Here is a 20,420-nt window from a genome sequence, read left to right on the forward strand (position 1 = left end):
CATCAACGCGCGCCCAGCGCCTCGGCGGCGGCGTCGTCATGCGCATGCTCGTGGCGGCGCGCGTCGAGCGCGACGATGCTCAGGAGCGAAACGCCTGCAAGGCACGTATAGAACACGGCAAGCGGCCACCACTGCCCCACATAGCGATGCGCGAGCCAGGTGCCCACGAGCGGCGTGAGACCGCCCGCGATCGCGCCGCACACCTGGTAGGAGAGCGAAATGGCGGAGTAGCGCACGCGCGTGGGGAACACGCCGGAAACGAAGCCCGCGATCACCGAGTAGAAGCTCGCCATGCAGACCACGGCCAGCGCGATGCCGATCACCATTGGCACGACCTTGCCGCTTTGCACGAGCACGAACATCGGGTACGGCGAGAGCATGGCGGCGAGCGCCGCGCACTTGAGGAAGCGCGCGCCGCCCATGCGTTCGGCGAGCCACGCGGCGACGGGCTGTACGAGGAACTGGATGATCGCGACCGCGAACAGGCAGTCGAGAATGAGCGAGCGCGTGACGCCGACGTACTGCGTGGTGTACGCGATCATGAACGTGTTGGTGAAGTACACGCCCGCAATGCCGATGGTGTTCGCGCCGATGCACAGCAGCACGAGACCCCACGCCGATCGGAACACCTCGGCCACGGGCAGCTTGAGCGTGCGGCGCTCGTCCTTGAGCTTCTCGAACTCGGGCGACTCGTTCACGCCCAGGCGAATCATGATGCCGACCACGAGCAGCACGGCCGAAACGAGGAACGGCAAACGCCAGCCCCACGCAAGAAAGTCGGCCTTCTCCAGCGACGTGACCGCGCGGAACGCGATCAGCGAAAGAATCAGCCCGGCCGGCGAACCCAGTTGCGCGAACGAGGCGAAGAACGTGCGGCGGCCTTCGGGCGCGTGCTCGCCCGCCATCAGCACCGCGCCGCCCCACTCGCCACCCACGGCGATGCCCTGCACCACGCGCAGCAGCACGAGCAGCACCGGCGCGAGCATGCCCACGCTCGCATATGACGGCAGCAGGCCGACGCAGACGGTCGCGACGCCCATCATCATCAGCGTGGTCATGAGCGCCTTCTTGCGGCCGATACGGTCGCCCAGGTGGCCGAAGATCAGGCCGCCGAGCGGGCGCGCGAAGAAGCCCACGGCGAAGGTCGCGAACGACGCCATCGTGCTCACGAAGCGATCTTCGGAGGGGAAATACAGTTCGCCGAACACCAGCGCGGCGGCCGTGGCGTAGATGTAAAAGTCGTACCACTCGATCATGGTGCCGATGAACGCCGCGGCGGCGGCGCGCACCGGCTGTCGTGCAGCAGGGGCGGTGGGTTGCGGGGTGGCCATGCGTCGGGTCTCCTTCAGGCGCGTTCGTGTCGTGCGCCGGGTGGCGCAAGTTGCATGCAGGCTTTATCGCTGGCCACAAAACATTAGTCAAATTTCGCGTTATTATTCTTCGCATAAATTTCACTAATACCCTAGGCGCACCCACACGCCGGGACACCGATCATGCGTGCCGACACCACCCGCTTTCTCAACGACCGTCTCGACTGGAACCTGCTGCGCACCTATCTCGCGATCATGCAGGAGCGCAGCCTGAGCCGCGCCGCCGCGCGCCTGTACGTCACGCAGCCGGCCGTGAGCCAGGCGCTCAAGCGCCTGGAGGATGCGCTCGGGCGCAAGCTCATCGAGCGGCGTGGCGCGCAGTTCGTGCCGACCGAAGCGGGCGAAGAGGTCTACCGGATCGCAAGCGACATCTACGGCACGATCTCGCAGCTCGAAACCGGGCTCGACGAGCGCACCGCCGACATCACGGGCTCGATCCGGCTGCTCACGGTGAGCCGCATCGAGTCGCGCGTGTATGACGAATTTCTCGCGGAGTTCCACACGGCCTACCCGCGCATCGACTTGCAGATCGAAGTGATGCGCTCGTCGGACATCATCTCGTCACTCCTGCAAAAGACCGCGACGGCAGGCTTGAGTCTGTGCCGCACGCCCGTCGACAAGCTCGACATGCGCTGCTTCCTGCGCCAACGCTACGCGATGTTCTGCGGCCGGCATCACCGGCTTTTCGGGCTTTCGCAACTGACGATGGACGACCTGCTCGCGGAGAATTTCGTCTCGTTCACGAGCGACCAGATCGGCGACAGCCTCTCGCCGCTCACGGTGTTTCGCGATCAACGCGGCTTTACGGGGCGCATCGTGGCGTCGTCGCCGAGTCTGGACGAGGTGCGCAGGCTGATCTACGCGGGCTACGGCATTGGCTGCCTGCCCGAGCATACGGTGCGGGACGATCTGGCGCGGCAGCGCCTGTGGCGGCTGCCGCCGGAGGAAGGGCTCGTGGACGTCGACATCCACTTGCTGTGGCATCGCGAACGCAAGCGCAATGCGGCCGAAGAAGCGTTCTTCGACGCGATGGAGCGCTGCATGCAGCGCTATGCGCTCGCGGAGCGCCTGTAGAACGTCAGGCGCGGGCCGCGAACGGCGCGAAAGGTCTGGAAGAAAAAATCAGAACCCGCGCGCGAGCACCGCGACGCCGATCGTCACGATGCCGAGCACGAGATTGATGACGACGAGCCGGCGCACCGTGCCCACGGCGCGCGCGCCGTCGGGCCACTTCTGCGCCTGCACGGCGCGGCGGATGCGCGGAAACACGGCAAAGCGGATGTGGCCGAAGATCAGCATCATCAACACGCCCAGGCCCGCCATTGCGTGGAGTTGCCAGGTGGCGTGGCCGCCGCCGAACTGCATGAGCAGGAAACCGCCGCTGAGCAGGATCACGATGATCGCGACGCCCACCCAGTTGAAAAAGCGGCCGAACACCGACTCGATGAGCGGCAAACGCAGTTGCGGCGAGAGGTCCTCGAGCGCGGGGCGCAGGCAGAAATGCGCGAAGATCATGCCGCCCACCCAGACGGCGACGCCCAGCAAATGCAGAAAGAGCGCGATTTCGATCGCGTGGCCCATGCTTGAATTCCCTTGTAACGTGTGTGATCCGGCGCGTGTCGCTCTGCAAACCGGCTTTGCGCGGCATTATTCCATGCCGCGCCGCGATTCGCGCCGGATCTGCACCCTTTTATTGCGGCCCTCTTTACTGCGGCAGCACCGGGCGCATGCCCGTGATGACCTTGAGCTTCGAGTCCGGCGCGCGGCCCTTGCGCGCGCGCTTGCCGATTTGCGGCGCCAGCACCGCGCCCGCCATCAGGTCCTCGCCCGCCTTGCCGCCACGGCCCGTGCCTTCGAGCACGACACCCGACGCGCCGATCGCCAGCGCCTGCACGAGCGTTTCGCGCGTCTTGCCGTCATCATCGAGTTGCATGAGCGTCACGCCGCGGCCGCCGCCCGAAAGCGTCTTCATCTCGTCGAGGCCGAACACCAGCAGACGTCCGCCCGACGAAAGACACGCCACGTGGAGCGCGCCCGGCAGCATCGGCATCGGCGCGAGCGGCACGCAGCCCTCGTCGATCGTCATGAACGCCTTGCCCGCCTTCACGCGGCTCACCATGTCGCCGATCTTCGCGATGAAGCCAAAGCCGTTGCTCGACGCCAGCAGCAAGGGCTGTTCCGCGTTCGCCGCGAAGTAATGCAGCAGATGCGTGCCCGCTTCGAGTTCGATGAGCGAGGTGACCGGCACGCCGTCACCGCGGCCGCCCGGCAGGTTCGCGATCGACACCGAATACACGCGGCCGTTGCTGCCCCACGCGATGAGCGTGTCGGGCGTGCGGCACTGGAACGCCGCATAGAGACCGTCTCCGGCCTTGAACGTGAAGCCTTGCGTGTCGAGCCCGTGGCCCTTGAGCGCACGCACCCAGCCCTTCTGCGAGACGACCACCGTGACCGGCTCGTCCACCACGCGCGCTTCGAAGCTTGCGCGCTTTTCCTGCTGGATCAGCGTGCGGCGATCGTCGCCGTACTGCTTCGCGTCGGCTTCGATTTCCTTCACGATGAGCCGCTTCATCGACGACTCGTTGGCGAGCAGTTCTTCGAGCTTGGCCTTTTCCTCGCGCAGTTCCGCGAGTTCCTTCTCGATCTTGATCTTCTCCAGCCGCGCCAACTGACGCAGCCGGATTTCAAGAATGTCCTCGGCCTGGCGCTCGGAGAGGCCGAACGCGCTCATCAGCGCGCTCTTGGGCTCGTCCGACTCGCGGATGATGCGGATGACCTCGTCGATATTGAGGAAGACGATCATCCGTCCTTCGAGGATATGGATGCGGTCGTCGACCTTGGTCAGGCGATGCTGCGTGCGGCGCGTGACCGTCGCGAAGCGGAAGCCGATCCACTCGCCCAGAATCTCGCTGATGCCCTTCTGGCGCGGACGGCCGTCGGCGCCGATCATCACGAGGTTCAGCGACGCGTTCGATTCGAGGCTCGTGTTGGCGAGCAGCGAGTTGACGAACTCGGCCTGATCGATCTTGCTCGTTTTCGGCTCGAACACGAGGCGCACGGGTGCGTCCTTGCCCGACTCGTCGCGCACGGCGTCGAGGAGCGCGAGCATGGTCTGCTTGCTCTGCAACTGCTCGGGCGTGAGCGTCTTCTTGCCGAGCTTGAGCTTCGGATTCGTGAGCTCCTCGATTTCTTCGAGCACCTTCTGGCCCGAGGTGTTCGGCGGCAGTTCGGTCACGACCAGTTGCCACTGGCCGCGCGCGAGCTCCTCGATCTTCCAGCGCGCGCGCACCTTGAGGCTGCCGCGGCCCGACTCGTAGGCCGCCGCGATTTCCGCGTCGCTCGAAATGATCTGGCCGCCGCCGGGGAAATCGGGCCCCGGCACCTTTTCCATGATCTCCGCGTGCGAAAGCTTAGGGTTCCGAATCATCGCCACCGCTGCCGACGCGACTTCGCGCAGGTTATGCGAAGGGATTTCGGTCGCGAGACCCACCGCGATACCCGACGCGCCATTGAGCAGCAGCATGGGCAGGCGCGCGGGCAGCGTCTTCGGCTCCTGGAACGAGCCGTCGTAGTTCGGCATGAAATCGACGGTACCCATGTCGATTTCGTCGAGCAGCAGCTTGGCGATAGGCGTCAAGCGCGCTTCGGTGTAGCGCATGGCCGCTGCGCCGTCGCCGTCGCGCGAGCCGAAATTGCCCTGGCCGTCGATGAGCGGATAGCGCATCGAGAAGTCCTGGGCAAGACGCACGAGCGCGTCGTATGCCGACTGGTCGCCGTGCGGGTGGTATTTACCGAGCACGTCGCCCACCACGCGCGCCGACTTCACGGGCTTGGCGTTGTCGCCGAGACCCATTTCGTTCATCGCGAAGAGAATGCGGCGCTGCACCGGCTTCTGGCCGTCGCAGACATCGGGCAGCGCGCGGCCCTTCACCACGCTCACGGCGTAGTCGAGGTACGCGCGTTCCGCGTAGTGGCCGAGCGTGAGCGTGTCGCCGTTCGGGGCGTCCGTCACTTCAGCAAAAAGATCGTCCATGTTTCAATCAATCCGTAATCGTGTGCGCGTTCAGACGTCTGCTTAGATGTCCGCTTCGACTTCGTTGCCCTTCTCTTCGAGCCACGAACGGCGCGAAGCCGCTTCGCCCTTGCCCATGAGCATCGTCATGCGCGCAACCGTCGCCTCGTAGTCGAGGTCGCCGAGCGCGATGGGCGAAAGGCGCCGCGTGTCGGGGTTCATCGTCGTGTCCCAGAGCTGCTCGGCGCTCATTTCGCCAAGGCCCTTGAAGCGGCTGATGGTCCACTGCGTTTCGCGCACGCCGTCCTTGCGCAGCTTGTCGAGAATCGCTTCGAGTTCGCCTTCGTCGAGCGCGTAGAGCTTCTGCGCGGGCTTCTTGCCGCGCGCGGGCGCGTCCACACGGAACAGCGGCGGGCGCGCCACGCATACGTGGCCGCGCTCGATCAGTTGCGGGAAATGCTTGAAGAACAGCGTGAGCAACAGCACCTGGATGTGCGAGCCGTCCACGTCCGCGTCCGAGAGAATGCAGATCTTGCCGTAACGCAGGTTCGAGAGATCGACGGTTTCGTCGGGGCTGTGCGGATCGACGCCGATCGCCACCGAAATGTCGTGCACTTCATTGTTCGCGAACAAGCGGTCGCGCTCGGTCTCCCACGTGTTGAGCACCTTGCCGCGCAGTGGCAGGATGGCCTGGTACTCCTTGTCGCGGCCCATTTTCGCGGAGCCGCCGGCCGAATCGCCCTCAACGAGGAAGAGTTCGTTGCGCGCGATGTCGGTCGATTCGCAGTCGGTGAGCTTGCCGGGCAGCACGGCCACGCCCGAGCTCTTGCGCTTCTCGACCTTCTGGCCCGCGCGCGTGCGCGCCTGGGCCTGCTTGATGACGAGATCCGCGAGCTTCTTGCCGTGCTCGACGTGCTGGTTGAGCCACAACTCCAAAGCCGGACGCGAGAACGACGAAACGAGCTTCACGGCGTCGCGGCTGTTCAGGCGCTCCTTGATCTGCCCCTGAAACTGCGGATCGAGCACCTTGGCCGAGAGCACGAACGAGACGCGCGCAAACACGTCTTCGGGCAGCAGCTTCACGCCTTTCGGCTGAAGATTGTGCAGCTCGACAAAGCTTTTCACAGCCTGGAACAGACCGTCGCGCAGGCCGCTTTCGTGCGTGCCGCCCGCGGGCGTCGGGATCAGGTTCACGTACGACTCGCGCGTGAGCGAGCCTTCCTCGCTCCACGCCACGACCCACGTGGCGCCCTCGCCTTCGGCGAAGGTGTCGTCGGTGGTGCGGGCGTCGGCGTAGCGCTCGCCTTCGAAGAGCGGGATCAGCAGGTCGGCGCCGCCCATGCCTTCGAGCAGGTAGCCGCGCAGGCCGTCTTCGTACTTCCAGCTTTGGCGCTCACCAGTTTTCTCGATCACGAGCGTAACTTCGACGCCCGGCAGCAGCACGGCCTTCGAGCGCAGCAGACGCTGAAGCTCGCCGAGCGGCAGATTGGGCGAGTCGAAATACTTCGGATCGGCCCACGCGGTCACGCGCGTGCCGGTTTTCTTTTCGTCGCGCGTGGCATTGCGCGTGGCGAGCGGCCTCGTGACGTTGCCGTCCGAGAAACCGATTTCGGCGACCTTGCCGTCGCGCCACACGGTGACATCGAGGCGTGTTGACAGCGCATTGGTGACCGAGACGCCCACGCCGTGCAGGCCGCCCGAGAACGTATAGGCGCCGCCGGCGGCCTTGTCGAACTTGCCGCCCGCGTGCAGGCGCGTGAAAACGATCTCGACGACCGGCACTTTTTCTTCAGGATGCAGACCGAACGGAATGCCGCGGCCGTCGTCCTCGACGGAGACGGAATGGTCGGCGTGCAGCGTCACGGTGATGCGGCGACCGTAGCCGCCGAGCGCTTCGTCCGAGGCGTTGTCGATGACTTCCTGGATGATGTGCAGCGGATTCTCGGTGCGCGTATACATGCCCGGCCGCTGCCGGACGGGCTCGAGGCCCTTGAGCACCTTGATCGACGCTTCGCTATAGCCAGTGTTCGCAGCGTTGGACTTCTTCGTTGACATGGTGATCCACAGGGGGTTGTCCGCGCGCTTGTCCACAGGTCCTGTGGACATCTGCGGGGAAAACGCGTTGAGCGTTCAAAAAAACCGATACGAAACAATGCGGTGAACCGACTGCACGCCGCGGTGGCAGATGCGCTCGCGGCGGTGCGGTCGGTCACGCAGTTGTTCGAATTCGCGAGGTATTGTACTGATTTGGGCTCGTACGGCAATTTGCGCGAGGATTGGCCGTTCGGCCGAGGGGTGGAGCGTGGGGTGAGTCGCGTAGAATGGGCGCGTGTGGCAGGGTGCTTGCCTCCACCATTTCAACCGGACTGTTGCACCGTTTGGGAGCGTTGCCCCGTCATGAGACCATCGGAAGCCTTGCGCGCGCACCGCGCCGAAATCCGCGCGATTGTCGCGAGCCATCACGCAACCAATGCGCGCGTGTTCGGGTCGTCCGCGCGCAACGAGGACGACGAGGATAGCGACCTCGATCTGCTCGTCGATCCGACACCGGAAACTTCCCTGTTCGACCTCGCGCGTATTCAAAGGCAGCTCGAAACCCTGCTCGGTGTGCCTGTCGATGTGCGCACCCCAACGGATCTGCCGGAACGCATGCGCGCACAGGTGATCATCGAGGCGGTTCCGGTGTGAGGAAAAAGGAGCTACGGATCCCCGATTACGTCGAGCACATGCTTGTGGCGATCGGGCGCATTCGCGAATACACCGCTCCACTGACATCGGAAACGTTTGAATCCACACAAGTGGTCATTGACGCCGTTGTACTGAACCTGCAAATCCTCGGCGAAGCAGCACACAACGTAATGCTCGCCAACCACGCTTTCGCCGCCGACCATCCCGAGATTCCGTGGCAGGACGCTTACGATATGCGCAACCGCATCTCGCACGGCTATTTTGCAATCAACGCGCAGACGGTCTGGAAAACCGTACAGCACGATCTCCCGGAACTGGAACACGCCTTGCGGCGCCTGAACCTTGCATAGAAGGCGGCCCCCTGGACCGCCATCCTTCACTTTCGCGAACGCTCTACGTCATCACTTGCGCTTGCTCTCCAACTCCTCCCACCGCTCCAGCGCAAGGAGCAACTCCTCGTCGATCGCCGCGTAGCGCTCGGTCAGGCGCGCGCCTTCCTGCGCATCCTTCGCGAAGACCGAACCGTCCTCGATCTTCGCGCCGATGGTCTTCTGCTCCGTCTCCAGCGCCTCGATGCGCTTGGGCAGCTCCTCCAGCTCGCGCTGCTCCTTGAACGAGAGCTTCACCGTGCGCTGGGCGTTGCGCCCCGCTGCGCTGTCCTTGGGCGCTGCCGCCACGGGCGCCGCTTCCTTCGGCGCACGCGCCTCGGCAATCTCCTGCGCGCGGGTGCTCTGCGTCTGCCAGTCGGTAAAGCCGCCCACGTACTCGCGCCAGCGCCCTTCACCCTCTGAGGCAATCACCGAAGTCACCACGTTGTCGAGAAACGCGCGGTCGTGGCTCACGAGCAACACGGTGCCGTCGTAGTCGGTGAGCAATTCTTCGAGCAGTTCGAGCGTCGGAATGTCGAGGTCGTTGGTCGGTTCGTCGAGCACCAGCACGTTCGCGGGCCGCGCGAACAAGCGCGCGAGCAGCAGACGATTGCGCTCGCCGCCCGAAAGCGACTTCACGGGCGAACGCGCGCGCTCGGGCGCGAACAGGAAGTCGCCGAGATAGCTCATCACGTGCTTCTTCGCGCCGTTGATCTCGACCCAGTCGCTGCCGGGGCTGATCGTATCGGCGAGACTCTTTTCCATGTCGAGCTGCGCGCGCATCTGGTCGAAGTACGCCACTTGCAGATTCGTGCCCACGCGCACCGTACCGGCGTCGGGCTTCAGCTCGCCGAGAATCAGTTTGAGCAGCGTGGTCTTGCCCGCGCCGTTCGGACCGACGAAGCCGATCTTGTCGCCACGCATGACCGTCGTCGAGAAGTTGTCGACGATCGTGCGGCCGCCGTAGCGCTTCACGACATCCGTGAGTTCGGCGACGATCTTGCCCGACTTCTCACCCTGCGCCACGTCGAGCTTCACGTTGCCCTGCACGTTGCGGCGTTCCTCGCGGTCATGGCGCATCTGCACGAGCCGCGCGATGCGTCCGACGCTGCGCGTGCGGCGCGCTTCCACGCCCTTGCGGATCCACACTTCTTCCTGCGCGAGCAGCTTGTCGAACTTATCGTTCTCCACGCGCTCGACTTCGAGTTGCTGCGCCTTGCGCTCCTGATATTGCGAGAAGTTGCCCGGATACGAGAGCAGCTTGCCGCGATCGAGTTCGACGATGCGCGTGGCCACGCGGTCGAGAAACGCGCGGTCGTGGGTGATGAAGAGCAGGCTCGAGCGCTGGGTCACGAGCAGTTCTTCGAGCCAGCGGATGCCGTCGAAGTCGAGGTGGTTGGTCGGCTCGTCGAGCAGCAGGATATCGGGCTGCACGACGAGCGCACGCGCAAGCGCCACGCGTTTTTGCATGCCGCCCGAGAGCGCGCCCACGCGCGCGTCGCCTTCCAGGCCGATTTGCGCGAGCGTCGTGGCCACGCGCGTGCGCCAGTTCCAGGCGTCGGCGTGATCGAGCGACGATTGCAGCGTGTTCATGCGCGCGAGCAGCGCGTCGTGCTCCGCGCCTTCGGGCGTGTCCGCGAGCTTGTGCGCGACAGCGTCGTATTCGTCGAGCAATGCGCGCACTTCGCCGAGGCCCGAGGCGACGGTGTCGAACACCGAGGCGTCGGCGTCAAAGTCGGGCTCCTGCGGCACGTAGACGGTCGAAAGTTCCTGCTGGCGCGTGACGAGGCCGTCGTCGGGCTTCGCGAGATCGGCAACGATGGTGAGCAGCGACGACTTGCCCGCGCCGTTGCGGCCGATCAGCCCGACGCGCTCGCCGGCTTCGAGCGAAAAGTCCGCGTGATCGAGCAGCGCGACGTGGCCAAACGCCAGTTGCGCGCCTGTGATGGTGTAAAGCGACATGGATGGAAAGCGATGCGTGCGGTGGACCTGAAGGGGGCATTGTACCGGGCCGCGGAGGTCGGGCCGCGGAGGTCCGTGCCGCGCAGGTCCGTGCCGCACGCGGCCCCGGCTTGCCCGCTACTTCACGTGAACCGTGATCGTCTTGCTCCACTCGGGCCCATACGAGCGGTGCGCGCCGTCCGCGAACTGCGCGGTGAGCGTGTGATCGCCCGGCGGCAGTGTCACATCGGTTTCAGTCTGGCCTTTGCCGTAGTGCAGCGACTTGTCGCTCACGGGCACCACTTCGCCTTGCGGCAGCGGCTGGCCATCGATCAGCAGATGGTGGTGGCCGGTCTTCGGCGCGGTCGAGCCCGCGGGCGCAACCGTCATGCCGTCCACGCCGAATTTCACGTGCACCGGGTTGCTCACGGTCGCGCCGTCCTTCGGCTCGACGAAATACACGCCATCGGCGCGCGCCGCGCCGCTTACCGCAACGAGTGCCACGAATACCGCCGCCGCCAGGCCGCTTCTCTTTCCGTTCATCGTCCGCTCCTCGAAAGTTGCCGATTCGATCCGCACCGTGTGCGCTCGCGGCCAGCATACACCGGGCGCGTGAACGCTCGCGGTGTGCTTGACGCAACCGCGTGTGGCCCGGCACGAGCCCGGCGTCACCCGTGGGCGCGGCGGCGCTCCCCTCGTTTTCCGGTAACATCGCGGGTCGCCCGCCTCCAACCTGAACAATACAAAGGGACAGATAACGGGCATGCATCGAATCGACTTGACGAAGGACGCGCTGTGAGCGAAGTAATCGAATACAAGAGCTGGGTCTGCCTCATTTGCGGCTGGATCTACAACGAGGAAGAAGGTCTGCCCGGCGATGGCATCGCCGCAGGCACGCGCTTCGCCGACATTCCCGACGACTGGCGTTGCCCGCTGTGCGACGTGGGCAAGGCCGATTTCACCGTCGTCGAGTTCTGATCCGGCTATTGCGGCGTCATAGTTCCGCGTCACGCTTTTGCGTCACGCTTCTGCGTCACGCTTCTGCGTCATTTTCGCGCCCGAACGCCTTTGCTATACTCTTGGCCCTACGTCGCGATATGCGTCGCGACGGCTCCGCGCCATGACGGGTGACTTGGGAAACATGGCGGTCAGGCGGAGCCAGCACGTCGTGCGTAAATCGTGTTTGCCAGCGCGCTCCCTGTAGTTCAATGGATAGAACAAGTGCCTCCTAAGCGCTAGATGCAGGTTCGATTCCTGCCAGGGGGACCAGCCGCGAGAACACGACAGACCGTCAGCCGGTGTGACTGGCATGACCGGTTCGTGCGCCGCCGGTCCTGTCTCTCCCGTTCCCCTCCGTGCATGCGCGCACCTTGCCCCCTCTTCCCCGAGCAGGTTTTCCATGGACATCAACAAGCAAGTCGCCGCCCTCACCGCTTCCGAGCTGCAAACCGCCGGCGCGAGCCAGGCCACCGCCATCGCCGTGAGCGTGCTGCTGCGTCACCTCAATTCGCCCGAACTCGCCCGCCAGTTGAGCGCCGCGTTCGAGAACCATCAGGCCGTGATGCTGCAAACCCCCTGGCCCGAGCAGATGCTCAACGCGTTCGAAGCGACGCGGCGTTTCTTCGAAAGCGCGGCCCAGGCGCCGGGCGCCCCGGCGCCGGACGCGGAGTAAGTCACGCATTCGCTGATTTAGGGTAAGTACCGAGCCAAAATGCGCTAAAGGCGGGGAAAAAAGTGCCGTAATGGCTCTTATGGACACCACGCGTCCCCTCCCCGCCGGTTACATGATGTCGAATCTCATCGACCAGGATATCGCGCACATTCGGCGCGTGATGCCCCTGTCGCTGGCCGGCGACTTTGGCGGCCCGATCCTCGCGGCGAGCTACTGGCGCCAGCGCCTGCACCGCCTGCTCGACACCGGTCTCGTGAACAAAGGCCAGTTGAGCGAAATCGACAGCCTCCTGCTCATCCTCGACCTGCACGACCTGAACGTCGCCAGCGCGGCCGCCGCAGCGGGCAAGCAGGCCAACGCCACGCCGCAACGCTCCTGATTCGCCGTCTCCACCTATCGATTCGACGTCGCACGCCCTCGTGGGCAGCGCTTTTCCGCACGCGCGCGTCGGGAATTCCTGGTGCCGCGGGTCGAGCATCGGTCATAATGTCCGCAAAAATACCCTAACGAGGACTCCGTGCTCACGGCCGAACCGAGAGACCTGCTCCAGCAGGCACGCAAGCGTTTCACGCAGCAGCAAATCGCCACGCACGTCGGCAGGGACGTGAAGACCGTGCGGCGCTGGGAAAAAGGCGAGACCCCCTGCCCCGCGATGCTCGAAGCCGCGCTGCGCGAGCTGCTGCACGGCGGCGAGCGGGCGAGCGGCCAGCACGCGCGCTTTCGCTTCATCGACCTGTTCGCGGGCATCGGCGGTATCCGCAAAGGCTTCGAGGCGCACGGCGGCGAGTGCGTGTTCACGAGCGAGTGGAATCCGTTCTCGCGCAAGACCTACCTGGAAAACTACGGCGAGGATCATCCGTTCATCGGCGACATCACGGCCGTGGACGCCCCCGAGGTGCCCGACCACGACGTGCTGCTCGCGGGCTTTCCGTGCCAGCCGTTCTCCATCGCGGGCGTGAGCAAGAAGAACGCGCTCGGCCGTCCGCACGGCTTCGCGTGCACGACGCAGGGCACGCTGTTCTTCGACGTCGCGCGCATCATCGCCGAGAAGCGGCCTGCCGCCTTCCTGCTCGAGAACGTCAAGAACCTGGTCTCGCACGACCGCGGCCGCACCTTCGACGTGATCCTCCAGGTGCTGCGCGACGAGCTGGGCTACGACGTGCACTACCGCGTGATCGACGGGCGTCATTTCACGCCGCAGCATCGCGAGCGCATCATCATCGTCGGCTTTCGCGAGCCGAGCGCGTTTTCCTGGGACGCGCTCGCGCTGCCCGAGGAGGGACCGCGCCTCGCCTCGATCCTGCACCGCACCGACGGCCGCGAGCCGATCCTGCCGTGGGACGGCGAACGTTTCTTCGATCACAGTGCGCGCCGCGTGCAACCGAAGTACACGCTCACGCCGGGCCTTTGGGCCTACTTGCAGCAATACGCCGAGAAGCACCGCGCGGCCGGCAACGGCTTCGGCTACGGTCTCGCTTTTCCGGAGAGCGTCACGCGCACGCTCTCGGCGCGCTATCACAAGGACGGCAGCGAGATCCTCGTGCACCAGGGCGAAGGACTGCGCCCGCGCCGCCTCACGCCGCGCGAGTGCGCGCGGCTGATGGGCCTGCCCGACACCTTCCGCATTCCCGTGAGCGATACCCAGGCGTACCGTCAGTTCGGCAACAGCGTCGTGATGCCGGTGATGCGCGAGGTCGCGCGCACGATGATGCCGCATCTCGACGCGCTGCTGGCCGCGCAGCGAGAGGCCGCGCCGGCCGCCGCCCGCGCGAGCGCTGTGCGCGCAACCCGGGCCGCAACCCAGGCCACCACGGCGCCGATGGCCACCGCCGCAGGCCGCTAAACGCCGCGCCGCGCGCCAGGGCAAACCAAAGCGAGGCGACAGACGATGGTCGACGTCGTCGATACCGCAACCCGCAGCCGGATGATGTCCGGCATCCGCGGGCGCAACACGAAGCCCGAGAAGCTGGTCCGCAGCCTGCTGCACCGGCGCGGCTTTCGCTTTCGCCTGAACGTGCGCGAGCTGCCGGGGCGGCCCGACATCGTGCTGCCGCGCTGGCGCGCCGTGGTGTTCGTGCACGGCTGCTTCTGGCACGGCCATCAATGCGCGCTCTTCAAGTGGCCGCAAACGCGCCCCGAGTTCTGGCGCGAGAAGATCGCGCGCAACCGCCTGAACGACGCGAAGGCGCTCGCCGCGCTCGCGGCCCAGGGCTGGCGCGTGGCGGTGATCTGGGAATGCGCGTTGCGTGGCGCGCAGCACGATCCGCAGGCGGTGGTCGAGCGCCTCGCCGCGTGGCTCGAGGACGAAACCTCGGGGTGGTTCGAGGCGCGCGCCTGACGAGCCAACCTCGCGCCAACCTCGCGCCGTGCGCAACGCATGCGGCACCCGCATGCAACACTGTCAAGCGCCCCCTGCCTGCCCGGCTCCCGGTGATAAACTCGATCGACTGGCTACGCTTGCGCCACGGCCCGCGAAGATTCGGCCATGCGCGTGAGCGCGCCCGTCCAATGATCCCAAATACGGATTCCAAGCGAAGGAGGCAACCGATGGCTGATTTCCGTCTATGGTCCGATGACTTTCCCAGCAACGGTTTCATGCCGAAGGCGCAGGAGTTCGACGAGCGGGCCTTCGGGGTGGACGGCGACAACGTCTCGCCCGCGCTGCAATGGGACGAGCCGCCCGCCGACACGCAGAGCTTCGCGCTCACCGTCTACGACCCGGACGCGCCCACGGGCAGCGGCTTCTGGCATTGGGTCGTGGTGAACATCCCCCCCGACGTACGCTCGCTCGCGCGCAACGCCGGCAAGGCCGACGGGAGCCTCTTGCCGCAAGGCGCGGTGCAGATGCGCAACGACTACGGCACGGTGGGCTTCGGCGGCGCTGCGCCGCCGCGCGGCGACAAGCCCCACCGCTACATCTTCCGCGTGCATGCGCTCAAGGCCGCGCAACTGCCCGTGACGCCTGAGACGACCAACGCGGTGGCGCGCTTCATGACGCATCTGAACGAAGTGGACTCGACGACCTACGTCGGGCTCTACGAACTGAAATAGGCCCACAGCCAGGCCCACAGCCCATAACATGCTGCCGGCGGCGCGCTCCGTGACGATCACATCGGGCGCGCGCCGCCTCTCCCGTCGATGCCCACGCCCACGCTTTCCGAACTCTCCGCCAACTCTTCCGCCGAAGCCGAAACCGGCTTGCCCTTTCCACAGCGTTACTACGCGATCCTCGTGGTCGCGCTCGGCATCACGCTCGCCGTGCTCGACGGCGCGATCGCCAACGTCGCCCTGCCGACCATCGCGCGGCACCTCCATGCGAGCGCGGCAAGCTCGATCTGGATCGTCAACGCCTACCAGCTTTCGGTGACCATCTCTCTCCTGCCGCTCGCCTCGCTCGGCGACCGCATCGGCTACCGGCGCGTGTACCTGTGCGGCATGATGCTGTTCACCGTCGCCTCGCTCGGCTGCGCGCTCGCCACCACGCTCCCCCAGCTCGCGCTCGCGCGCATGGTCCAGGGCTTAGGCGGCGCGGGCATCATGAGCGTGAACACGGCGCTCGTGCGCATGATCTACCCGCGCACGCAACTCGGCCGCGGCGTCGCCATCAACGCGATGGTGGTCGCCATCGCCTCGGCGGTCGGGCCCACGCTCGCCTCGGGCGTGCTGGCCATCGCGTCGTGGCCCTGGCTGTTCGCGATCAACGTGCCGATCGGCATCGCCGCGTTCGTGCTGGGCATGCGCGTGCTGCCCGTGAACGAGCGGCACCCGGCGCCCTACGATTACCTGAGCGCCCTGCTCAACGCCGTCGTGTTCGGGCTGCTGATTTTCGCGGTCGACGGTCTCGGCCACGGCGAGAGCAACCGGCTCGTCGCGCTCGAATTCGTGCTGGCGATCGTGATCGGCTGGTTCTTCGTGCGAAGGCAGCTCACGCAGCCCGCGCCGCTGTTGCCCGTCGACCTGCTCGCCAACCCCGTGTTCGCGCTGTCGATCAGCACGTCCGTCTGCTCCTTCTGCGCGCAGATGCTCGCGTTCGTCGCGCTGCCCTTCATGCTCCAGGAGACCTTCGGCTTCTCGCAGGTGGACACGGGCCTGCTCATGACGCCCTGGCCGCTCATCATCATCGGCGCGGCGCCGCTCTCGGGCGCCCTGTCCGACCGCTATCCGGCGGGCATGCTCGGCGGCATCGGCCTCGCGCTTTTCGCGCTCGGCCTGCTCTCGCTCGCCACGCTCGGCGCCCACCCGACGGTGTTCGATATCTGCTGGCGTATGGCCTTGTGCGGCGCGGGATTCGGTGTTTTCCAGTCGCCCAACAACCGGCAGATCCTCTCCTCCGCGCCGCGCGAACGCAGCGGCGGCGCGAGCGGCATGCTCGGCACCGCGCGCCTCACCGGGCAAACGCTCGGCGCGGCGCTCGTCGCGCTCATCTTCGGCATTGCGCCGCAACACGGGCCGACCGTCGCGCTTTATGTAGCGACGGGTTTCGCCGCCGTGGCGGCCGTGGTGAGCGTGTTGCGGCTGATACCGGGCAACGCGGCGCAAACGCCGGGCTGAATGCAGGGCTTCGCGCCACGCGCATGCGCGGCCTAACCCTGCGCACGCGCAAGCACTAACATGGGTTTAAGGCGCGCCGCTTTTTGCGGCGACGCCCGGTGTTTCCGTTCCCGGCGAGTCAACCTGCCGAAGCCGGCAAGGGGGGATTCCCATGTCACTGATCGTCGCTGGTCGGTTCACGACCTTCCCCATCGCCGAAGCCGCCGCGGAAAAGCTGTACGCGGAAGGCTTCGTCGAAGAAGACGTCAACCTGTTCTTCGTCAATCCGCGCGGCCAGCATGCGCGCCACGGCGTCCATAGCGTTGGCGCGCCGCCCGCCGCTTCGCCGCATCACACACGCAATATCACCGCGGGTGCCGTGGCAGGCGCGGTGGTGGGCGTGGTGATTTTCAGCGCTTTCTCGGCGGCGCTGCCCTCGGTCGTGATCGCCGCGGGCGTGGGCGCGTGGATCGGGGCGCGCATCGGCGCGAGCGTCGGTGCGAAGTCCGCCGCGCAGCCAACGCTCGCGCACCGCGAGATCGTCCATCACGAAACGCGCAACTCCGGCGTGCTGCTCTCGGTGCATGTCTGCTACGAGAACCAGGACTGCGCCGCACAGTTGCTGCGCGACGCGGGCGCCACCGATATCGAGCGCGCCTCGGGCCAGTGGCACGACGGTCACTGGGCCGATTTCGATCCGACTCGCGCGCCGATGCCGTTCGCCGAACCGAGTCGCCAGCAGGCCTGAGCGAGAAGCACGGCGGCGAGCGTAAAAAAACGCGGCGGCCCTTAGGCCGCCGCGTGGGTGGATGCGCGTCGAACGTGCGCCGCGCGTTCGAGTTCGCGTTCGATCAACCGTGCGGCGGCATCATCGCCGCCGCCAACCTCATTGCGCGCGCGTTGCCGCGCGCGGCACAGTCGTCGCCGTAGACGCGGGTGGAGATGCCGGTGCCGGTGCAGCCGGTGCGGACGCCTTGTCCACAGGCGCGGCCTGGCGCGCTCGCGCCGTGACCGACGCCGCCGTCGCGACGCTGCGCAGGTCCGTGAGGAACGTGTCGCGCCACACCGAGAGGTTGTTCTCGCGCAGCGACGCCATCATGTCCTGATAGCGCGAAACGCGCTCCGCGTGCGGCATCGAAAGCGCGCGCTCCAGCGCCTCGGCGGTCTGGTTCAGGTCGTACGGATTCACGACCAGCGCGCCCGGCAATTGCTCCGCCGCGCCGGCGAACTGCGACAGCACCAGCACGCCGGGATCGTCGGGATCCTGCGAAGCCACGTATTCCTTCGCCACGAGGTTCATGCCGTCGCGCAGCGGCGCGACATAGCCCACCTGCGCTTCGCGGAACAGCGCCATCAGCAGGTTGCGCTCGTACTTGCGGTTCAGGTACTGGATCGGCGTCCAGTCGAGCTGCGCGAAACGGCCGTTGATGCGGCCCGCCTCGCCTTCCAGGTTGCGACGGATCGTCTGGTACGTCTGCACGTCCGAGCGCGTAGGCGGCGCGATTTGCAGGAGCGACACGCGGCCATGCCAGCCCGGCCCGTTTTGCAGCAGGCGCTCGAACGCCTGGAAGCGCTCGGCGAGTCCCTTCGAGTAGTCGAGCCGGTCGACGCTCATGATGAGCTTGCGCCCGCGCATGGCGTCGCGCAGGCTGCGCACGGGCTTGCGGTCGGCAAACTGCCCGGCCGACTTCGCGATCGCGTCCGGATAGATGCCGATGGGGTAAGCGCCCACCTTCAGGATGCGGTCCCACGCGTGGACCATGCCGTCCTCGCTCGCCGTGCCGTGGCCGCCACGCTCGATGTAATCGAGGAAGGCCTGGCGGTCGGCGCCGGTCTGGAAGCCCACGACGTCGTAGTGGCACATGAACTTCATGAGCTCTTCGTGCGGCGGCACCGAGCGCATGACTTCGGGCACCGGCAGCGGGATATGCAGAAAGAAGCCGATCGGGTTCTTCACCCCGAGGTCGCGCAGGCAGCGCGCGAACGGAATCAGGTGATAGTCGTGCACCCAGATGATGTCGTCGGGCTCGATGAGCGGCTGTAGCTGGCGCGCGAGCGAAACGTTCACGCGCAGGTAGCCGCCGTATTCCTGGCGCTCGTAGCGCGCGAGGTCGTTGCGGTAGTGGAACGTCGGCCAGAGCGTCGTATTGGAGAAGCCCTTGTAATACTGGTCATAGTCACGCCGGGTGAGACCTACCGTCGCGTAGGTGACGCTGCCCTGCTGCTCGATGACCGGTGCGGACGGTTCCGCGACGGTTTCGCCGCTCCACCCGAACCATACACCGCCGGTTTCCTTGAGCGCGTCGAGTACGCCGACTGCCAGCCCGCCAGCTGCGGGCCGTCCCTCCTGGGTCGGCGCAACGCGATTCGATACCACGATCAGTCTGCCCATTGCGGCTATACCTCCTGTTTCGTTGGGTCCGAAGACGATGCATAAACGACGAACGCAAGATGCGTGCCGGATCAGCAAGGTCCGGAGCAAGAAAATTTTCCGGCAACCGTCAGGACGAGCAAATTCCGCGCGGCAAGCACGCATGAACGGAAATGCCCGGTGATCAGACAGGCGATGCAAGCCGCCTGCGCGCAGCGTGCGGCAATGGCGGGATCAGGCGCGCTCAGGCGTCCTGTTCCGACCCGAGATCGCGCTGGTACTCGATGCCCTCAGCCCGCGTCCCGCCTTGGTTGTGCTCGCCGTCGGGCGGCACACCGGGCGCCGGACGGTTCTGGCCCGCGGGGTCGGGCGTGACCGAAGGCGGCGGGCCGTTTTTCTCTTGCGAGTCGCGCGGGCCGCGTTTGCCCGAGTAACGTGCGGAGCGGCGCAAAGCAGGATGTCTCATGTCGATGCCTCCAGCGGCAGGCGGCCACGCGGCGGTGGCGTTTTTTTATAGTCTAGGGTTCGCCGCGTGAATTTGCCGGTAAAAAAGGCGAAGCGTTTGTAACTAGTACATAAAAACCGTCAGCTTGGCCTGACGGCGCCCGAACGGCCTCGTTGCGCGACAGTGTGCGGCACTTCTCCCGGCTCCGGCGGCGGATCGCCGATGGGGGGCACGTCGGGCTCGCCGGGTTGATCGGGTGGGGGATCGTCGGGCTGCGGGGTGTGCGCAAGCCAGGGCTTCACGCGGACGGCGTCAAGGGATTTGCAGCTCGGCATCTTTCGCTCCTCATGATGGACGCGAAACTCACACTGCAAGCGTCGTACCGCCAGTGCGCCCGCGCAAGGGCGAGCGTACGCTCTGGCTGCCGTCCGGCTGTCTGCCTGTTCCGGCTCAGGCGCCGCCGGCCACGCGCGCGGGCGCGTCGCCCTTGCCACCGCCTTCGTTGCCGTACTCGACCAGACGGTTATAGAGCGTCTTCAGGCTGATGCCGAGAATCTCGGCCGCGCGCGTCTTCACGCCGCCGCACTGATCTAACGTCGCCAGAATGAGCTGGCGATCGGCGTCGGCGAGCGAGGTGCCGAACGGGATCGTCACGGCGGTGCCGGCAACCGGCTTCGAGAGCGAAATCTGCAACGGCACCGTGGCCGTGAAATCGCCGTCGTTGCCCGACATGATATGCGCGCGCTGCACGTAGTTCTTGAGCTCGCGCACGTTGCCGGGCCACGGGTAGGCCGCCAGCATCTCGCGCACGGCGGCCGGAAACTGCTTTTTCGTGCCGTGACGCTCATTCAGTTCGTCGAGAAACGCCTGGGCCAGCAGCTCGACGTCCTTGCCGCGCTCGCGCAGCGGCGGCAGGCTGATCGGGAATACGTTCAGGCGGTGGTAAAGGTCCAGACGCAGCTTGCCGTCGGCCACGGCCTGTTCGGGGTCGCGATTGGTCGCCGCGATCAGGCGCACGTCGGT

Annotated in this window: 19 protein-coding genes, 1 tRNA gene and 1 pseudogene; 12 read left to right on the top strand and 9 right to left on the bottom strand. The window is 66.1% G+C overall.

What is annotated here, in order from left to right:
• Window positions 1–2: 2 nt before the first annotated feature.
• Window positions 3–1,331, bottom strand: coding sequence for an MFS transporter (locus tag C7401_RS26310; protein WP_112174347.1), 1,329 nt, complete (start codon window positions 1,329–1,331; stop codon window positions 3–5).
• A 162-nt stretch (window positions 1,332–1,493) separates the two neighbouring features.
• Between C7401_RS26310 and C7401_RS26315 the strand changes: the two genes are divergently transcribed.
• Window positions 1,494–2,444, top strand: coding sequence for a LysR family transcriptional regulator (locus tag C7401_RS26315; RefSeq protein WP_112174348.1), 951 nt, complete (start codon window positions 1,494–1,496; stop codon window positions 2,442–2,444).
• Between the two features lie 48 nt (window positions 2,445–2,492).
• Here C7401_RS26315 and C7401_RS26320 read toward each other — a convergent pair whose 3' ends face one another.
• The 3 genes from C7401_RS26320 to C7401_RS26330 form a co-directional block, all read right to left on the bottom strand.
• Entirely contained in the window at window positions 2,493–2,951 is a 459-nt protein-coding gene (locus C7401_RS26320) for a CopD family protein (protein ID WP_112174349.1), read from the bottom strand.
• 124 nt (window positions 2,952–3,075) lie between these two features.
• The gene (gene parC, locus C7401_RS26325) at window positions 3,076–5,403 is read right to left on the bottom strand and encodes a DNA topoisomerase IV subunit A (RefSeq protein ID WP_112174350.1); all 2,328 of its coding nucleotides are present in this window, start codon (window positions 5,401–5,403) and stop codon (window positions 3,076–3,078) included.
• Between the two features lie 42 nt (window positions 5,404–5,445).
• Complete coding sequence (locus C7401_RS26330; protein ID WP_112174382.1) at window positions 5,446–7,437, bottom strand: DNA topoisomerase IV subunit B; 1,992 nt, start codon at window positions 7,435–7,437, stop codon at window positions 5,446–5,448.
• A 342-nt stretch (window positions 7,438–7,779) separates the two neighbouring features.
• On the opposite strand from C7401_RS26330, the gene C7401_RS26335 reads away from it, so the two are divergent.
• Together C7401_RS26335 and C7401_RS26340 are read left to right on the top strand one after the other, a co-directional pair.
• Window positions 7,780–8,070: a nucleotidyltransferase family protein gene (locus C7401_RS26335; RefSeq protein ID WP_112174351.1), complete on the top strand. Its 291-nt coding sequence runs from the start codon at window positions 7,780–7,782 to the stop codon at window positions 8,068–8,070.
• Window positions 8,067–8,420: a HepT-like ribonuclease domain-containing protein gene (locus C7401_RS26340; protein WP_220092858.1), complete on the top strand. Its 354-nt coding sequence runs from the start codon at window positions 8,067–8,069 to the stop codon at window positions 8,418–8,420. Before C7401_RS26335 ends, C7401_RS26340 begins: the two co-directional genes overlap by 4 nt.
• 51 nt (window positions 8,421–8,471) lie before the next feature.
• Here the strand turns inward: C7401_RS26340 and C7401_RS26345 are convergent, their stop codons facing one another.
• Both C7401_RS26345 and C7401_RS45660 read right to left on the bottom strand, forming a co-directional pair.
• Window positions 8,472–10,400 carry an ATP-binding cassette domain-containing protein gene (locus tag C7401_RS26345; protein WP_112174353.1) on the bottom strand — a complete coding sequence of 643 codons (1,929 nt, stop codon included), beginning with the start codon at window positions 10,398–10,400 and terminating at the stop codon, window positions 8,472–8,474.
• A 117-nt stretch (window positions 10,401–10,517) separates the two neighbouring features.
• Window positions 10,518–10,922 carry a DUF4399 domain-containing protein gene (locus C7401_RS45660; protein ID WP_112174354.1) on the bottom strand — a complete coding sequence of 135 codons (405 nt, stop codon included), beginning with the start codon at window positions 10,920–10,922 and terminating at the stop codon, window positions 10,518–10,520.
• A gap of 252 nt (window positions 10,923–11,174) precedes the next feature.
• Between C7401_RS45660 and C7401_RS26355 the strand changes: the two genes are divergently transcribed.
• The 9 genes from C7401_RS26355 (at window position 11,175) to C7401_RS26395 (ending at window position 17,329) form a co-directional block, all read left to right on the top strand.
• Complete coding sequence (locus tag C7401_RS26355; RefSeq protein WP_112174355.1) at window positions 11,175–11,357, top strand: rubredoxin; 183 nt, start codon at window positions 11,175–11,177, stop codon at window positions 11,355–11,357.
• 216 nt (window positions 11,358–11,573) lie between these two features.
• Window positions 11,574–11,648 (top strand) — tRNA-Arg (locus C7401_RS26360).
• A gap of 130 nt (window positions 11,649–11,778) precedes the next feature.
• Complete coding sequence (locus C7401_RS26365) at window positions 11,779–12,051, top strand: hypothetical protein (protein WP_112174356.1); 273 nt, start codon at window positions 11,779–11,781, stop codon at window positions 12,049–12,051.
• A gap of 70 nt (window positions 12,052–12,121) precedes the next feature.
• Window positions 12,122–12,430, top strand: coding sequence for a hypothetical protein (locus tag C7401_RS26370; RefSeq protein ID WP_224042603.1), 309 nt, complete (start codon window positions 12,122–12,124; stop codon window positions 12,428–12,430).
• A gap of 138 nt (window positions 12,431–12,568) precedes the next feature.
• Complete coding sequence (dcm, locus tag C7401_RS26375) at window positions 12,569–13,894, top strand: DNA (cytosine-5-)-methyltransferase (RefSeq protein ID WP_112174357.1); 1,326 nt, start codon at window positions 12,569–12,571, stop codon at window positions 13,892–13,894.
• 45 nt (window positions 13,895–13,939) lie between these two features.
• Window positions 13,940–14,389, top strand: coding sequence for a very short patch repair endonuclease (locus tag C7401_RS26380; RefSeq protein ID WP_112174358.1), 450 nt, complete (start codon window positions 13,940–13,942; stop codon window positions 14,387–14,389).
• Window positions 14,390–14,598: 209 nt separating this feature from the next.
• Window positions 14,599–15,102, top strand: a complete 504-nt coding sequence (locus C7401_RS26385; protein ID WP_112174359.1) for a YbhB/YbcL family Raf kinase inhibitor-like protein — start codon at window positions 14,599–14,601, stop codon at window positions 15,100–15,102.
• Window positions 15,103–15,189: 87 nt separating this feature from the next.
• Window positions 15,190–16,602 (top strand): MFS transporter, encoded by a 1,413-nt coding sequence (locus C7401_RS26390; RefSeq protein ID WP_112174360.1) that lies wholly within the window; start codon window positions 15,190–15,192, stop codon window positions 16,600–16,602.
• Between the two features lie 151 nt (window positions 16,603–16,753).
• Entirely contained in the window at window positions 16,754–17,329 is a 576-nt protein-coding gene (locus C7401_RS26395; protein ID WP_112174361.1) for a hypothetical protein, read from the top strand.
• 231 nt (window positions 17,330–17,560) lie between these two features.
• On the opposite strand, the pseudogene otsA reads toward C7401_RS26395, so the two are convergent.
• The 3 genes and pseudogenes from otsA to C7401_RS26415 all read right to left on the bottom strand — a co-directional run.
• A pseudogene (otsA, locus tag C7401_RS26400) lies at window positions 17,561–18,973 on the bottom strand (alpha,alpha-trehalose-phosphate synthase (UDP-forming)); the annotation flags it as partial.
• A gap of 223 nt (window positions 18,974–19,196) precedes the next feature.
• Window positions 19,197–19,418 carry a hypothetical protein gene (locus C7401_RS26405; protein ID WP_112174363.1) on the bottom strand — a complete coding sequence of 74 codons (222 nt, stop codon included), beginning with the start codon at window positions 19,416–19,418 and terminating at the stop codon, window positions 19,197–19,199.
• Window positions 19,419–19,847: 429 nt separating this feature from the next.
• On the bottom strand, window positions 19,848–20,420 hold a 573-nt coding region (locus C7401_RS26415), incomplete at its 5' end, for an AAA-type ATPase lid domain-containing protein (RefSeq protein ID WP_146758000.1).

This window comes from Paraburkholderia unamae (assembly GCF_003268775.1).
Lineage (GTDB): Bacteria > Pseudomonadota > Gammaproteobacteria > Burkholderiales > Burkholderiaceae > Paraburkholderia > Paraburkholderia unamae.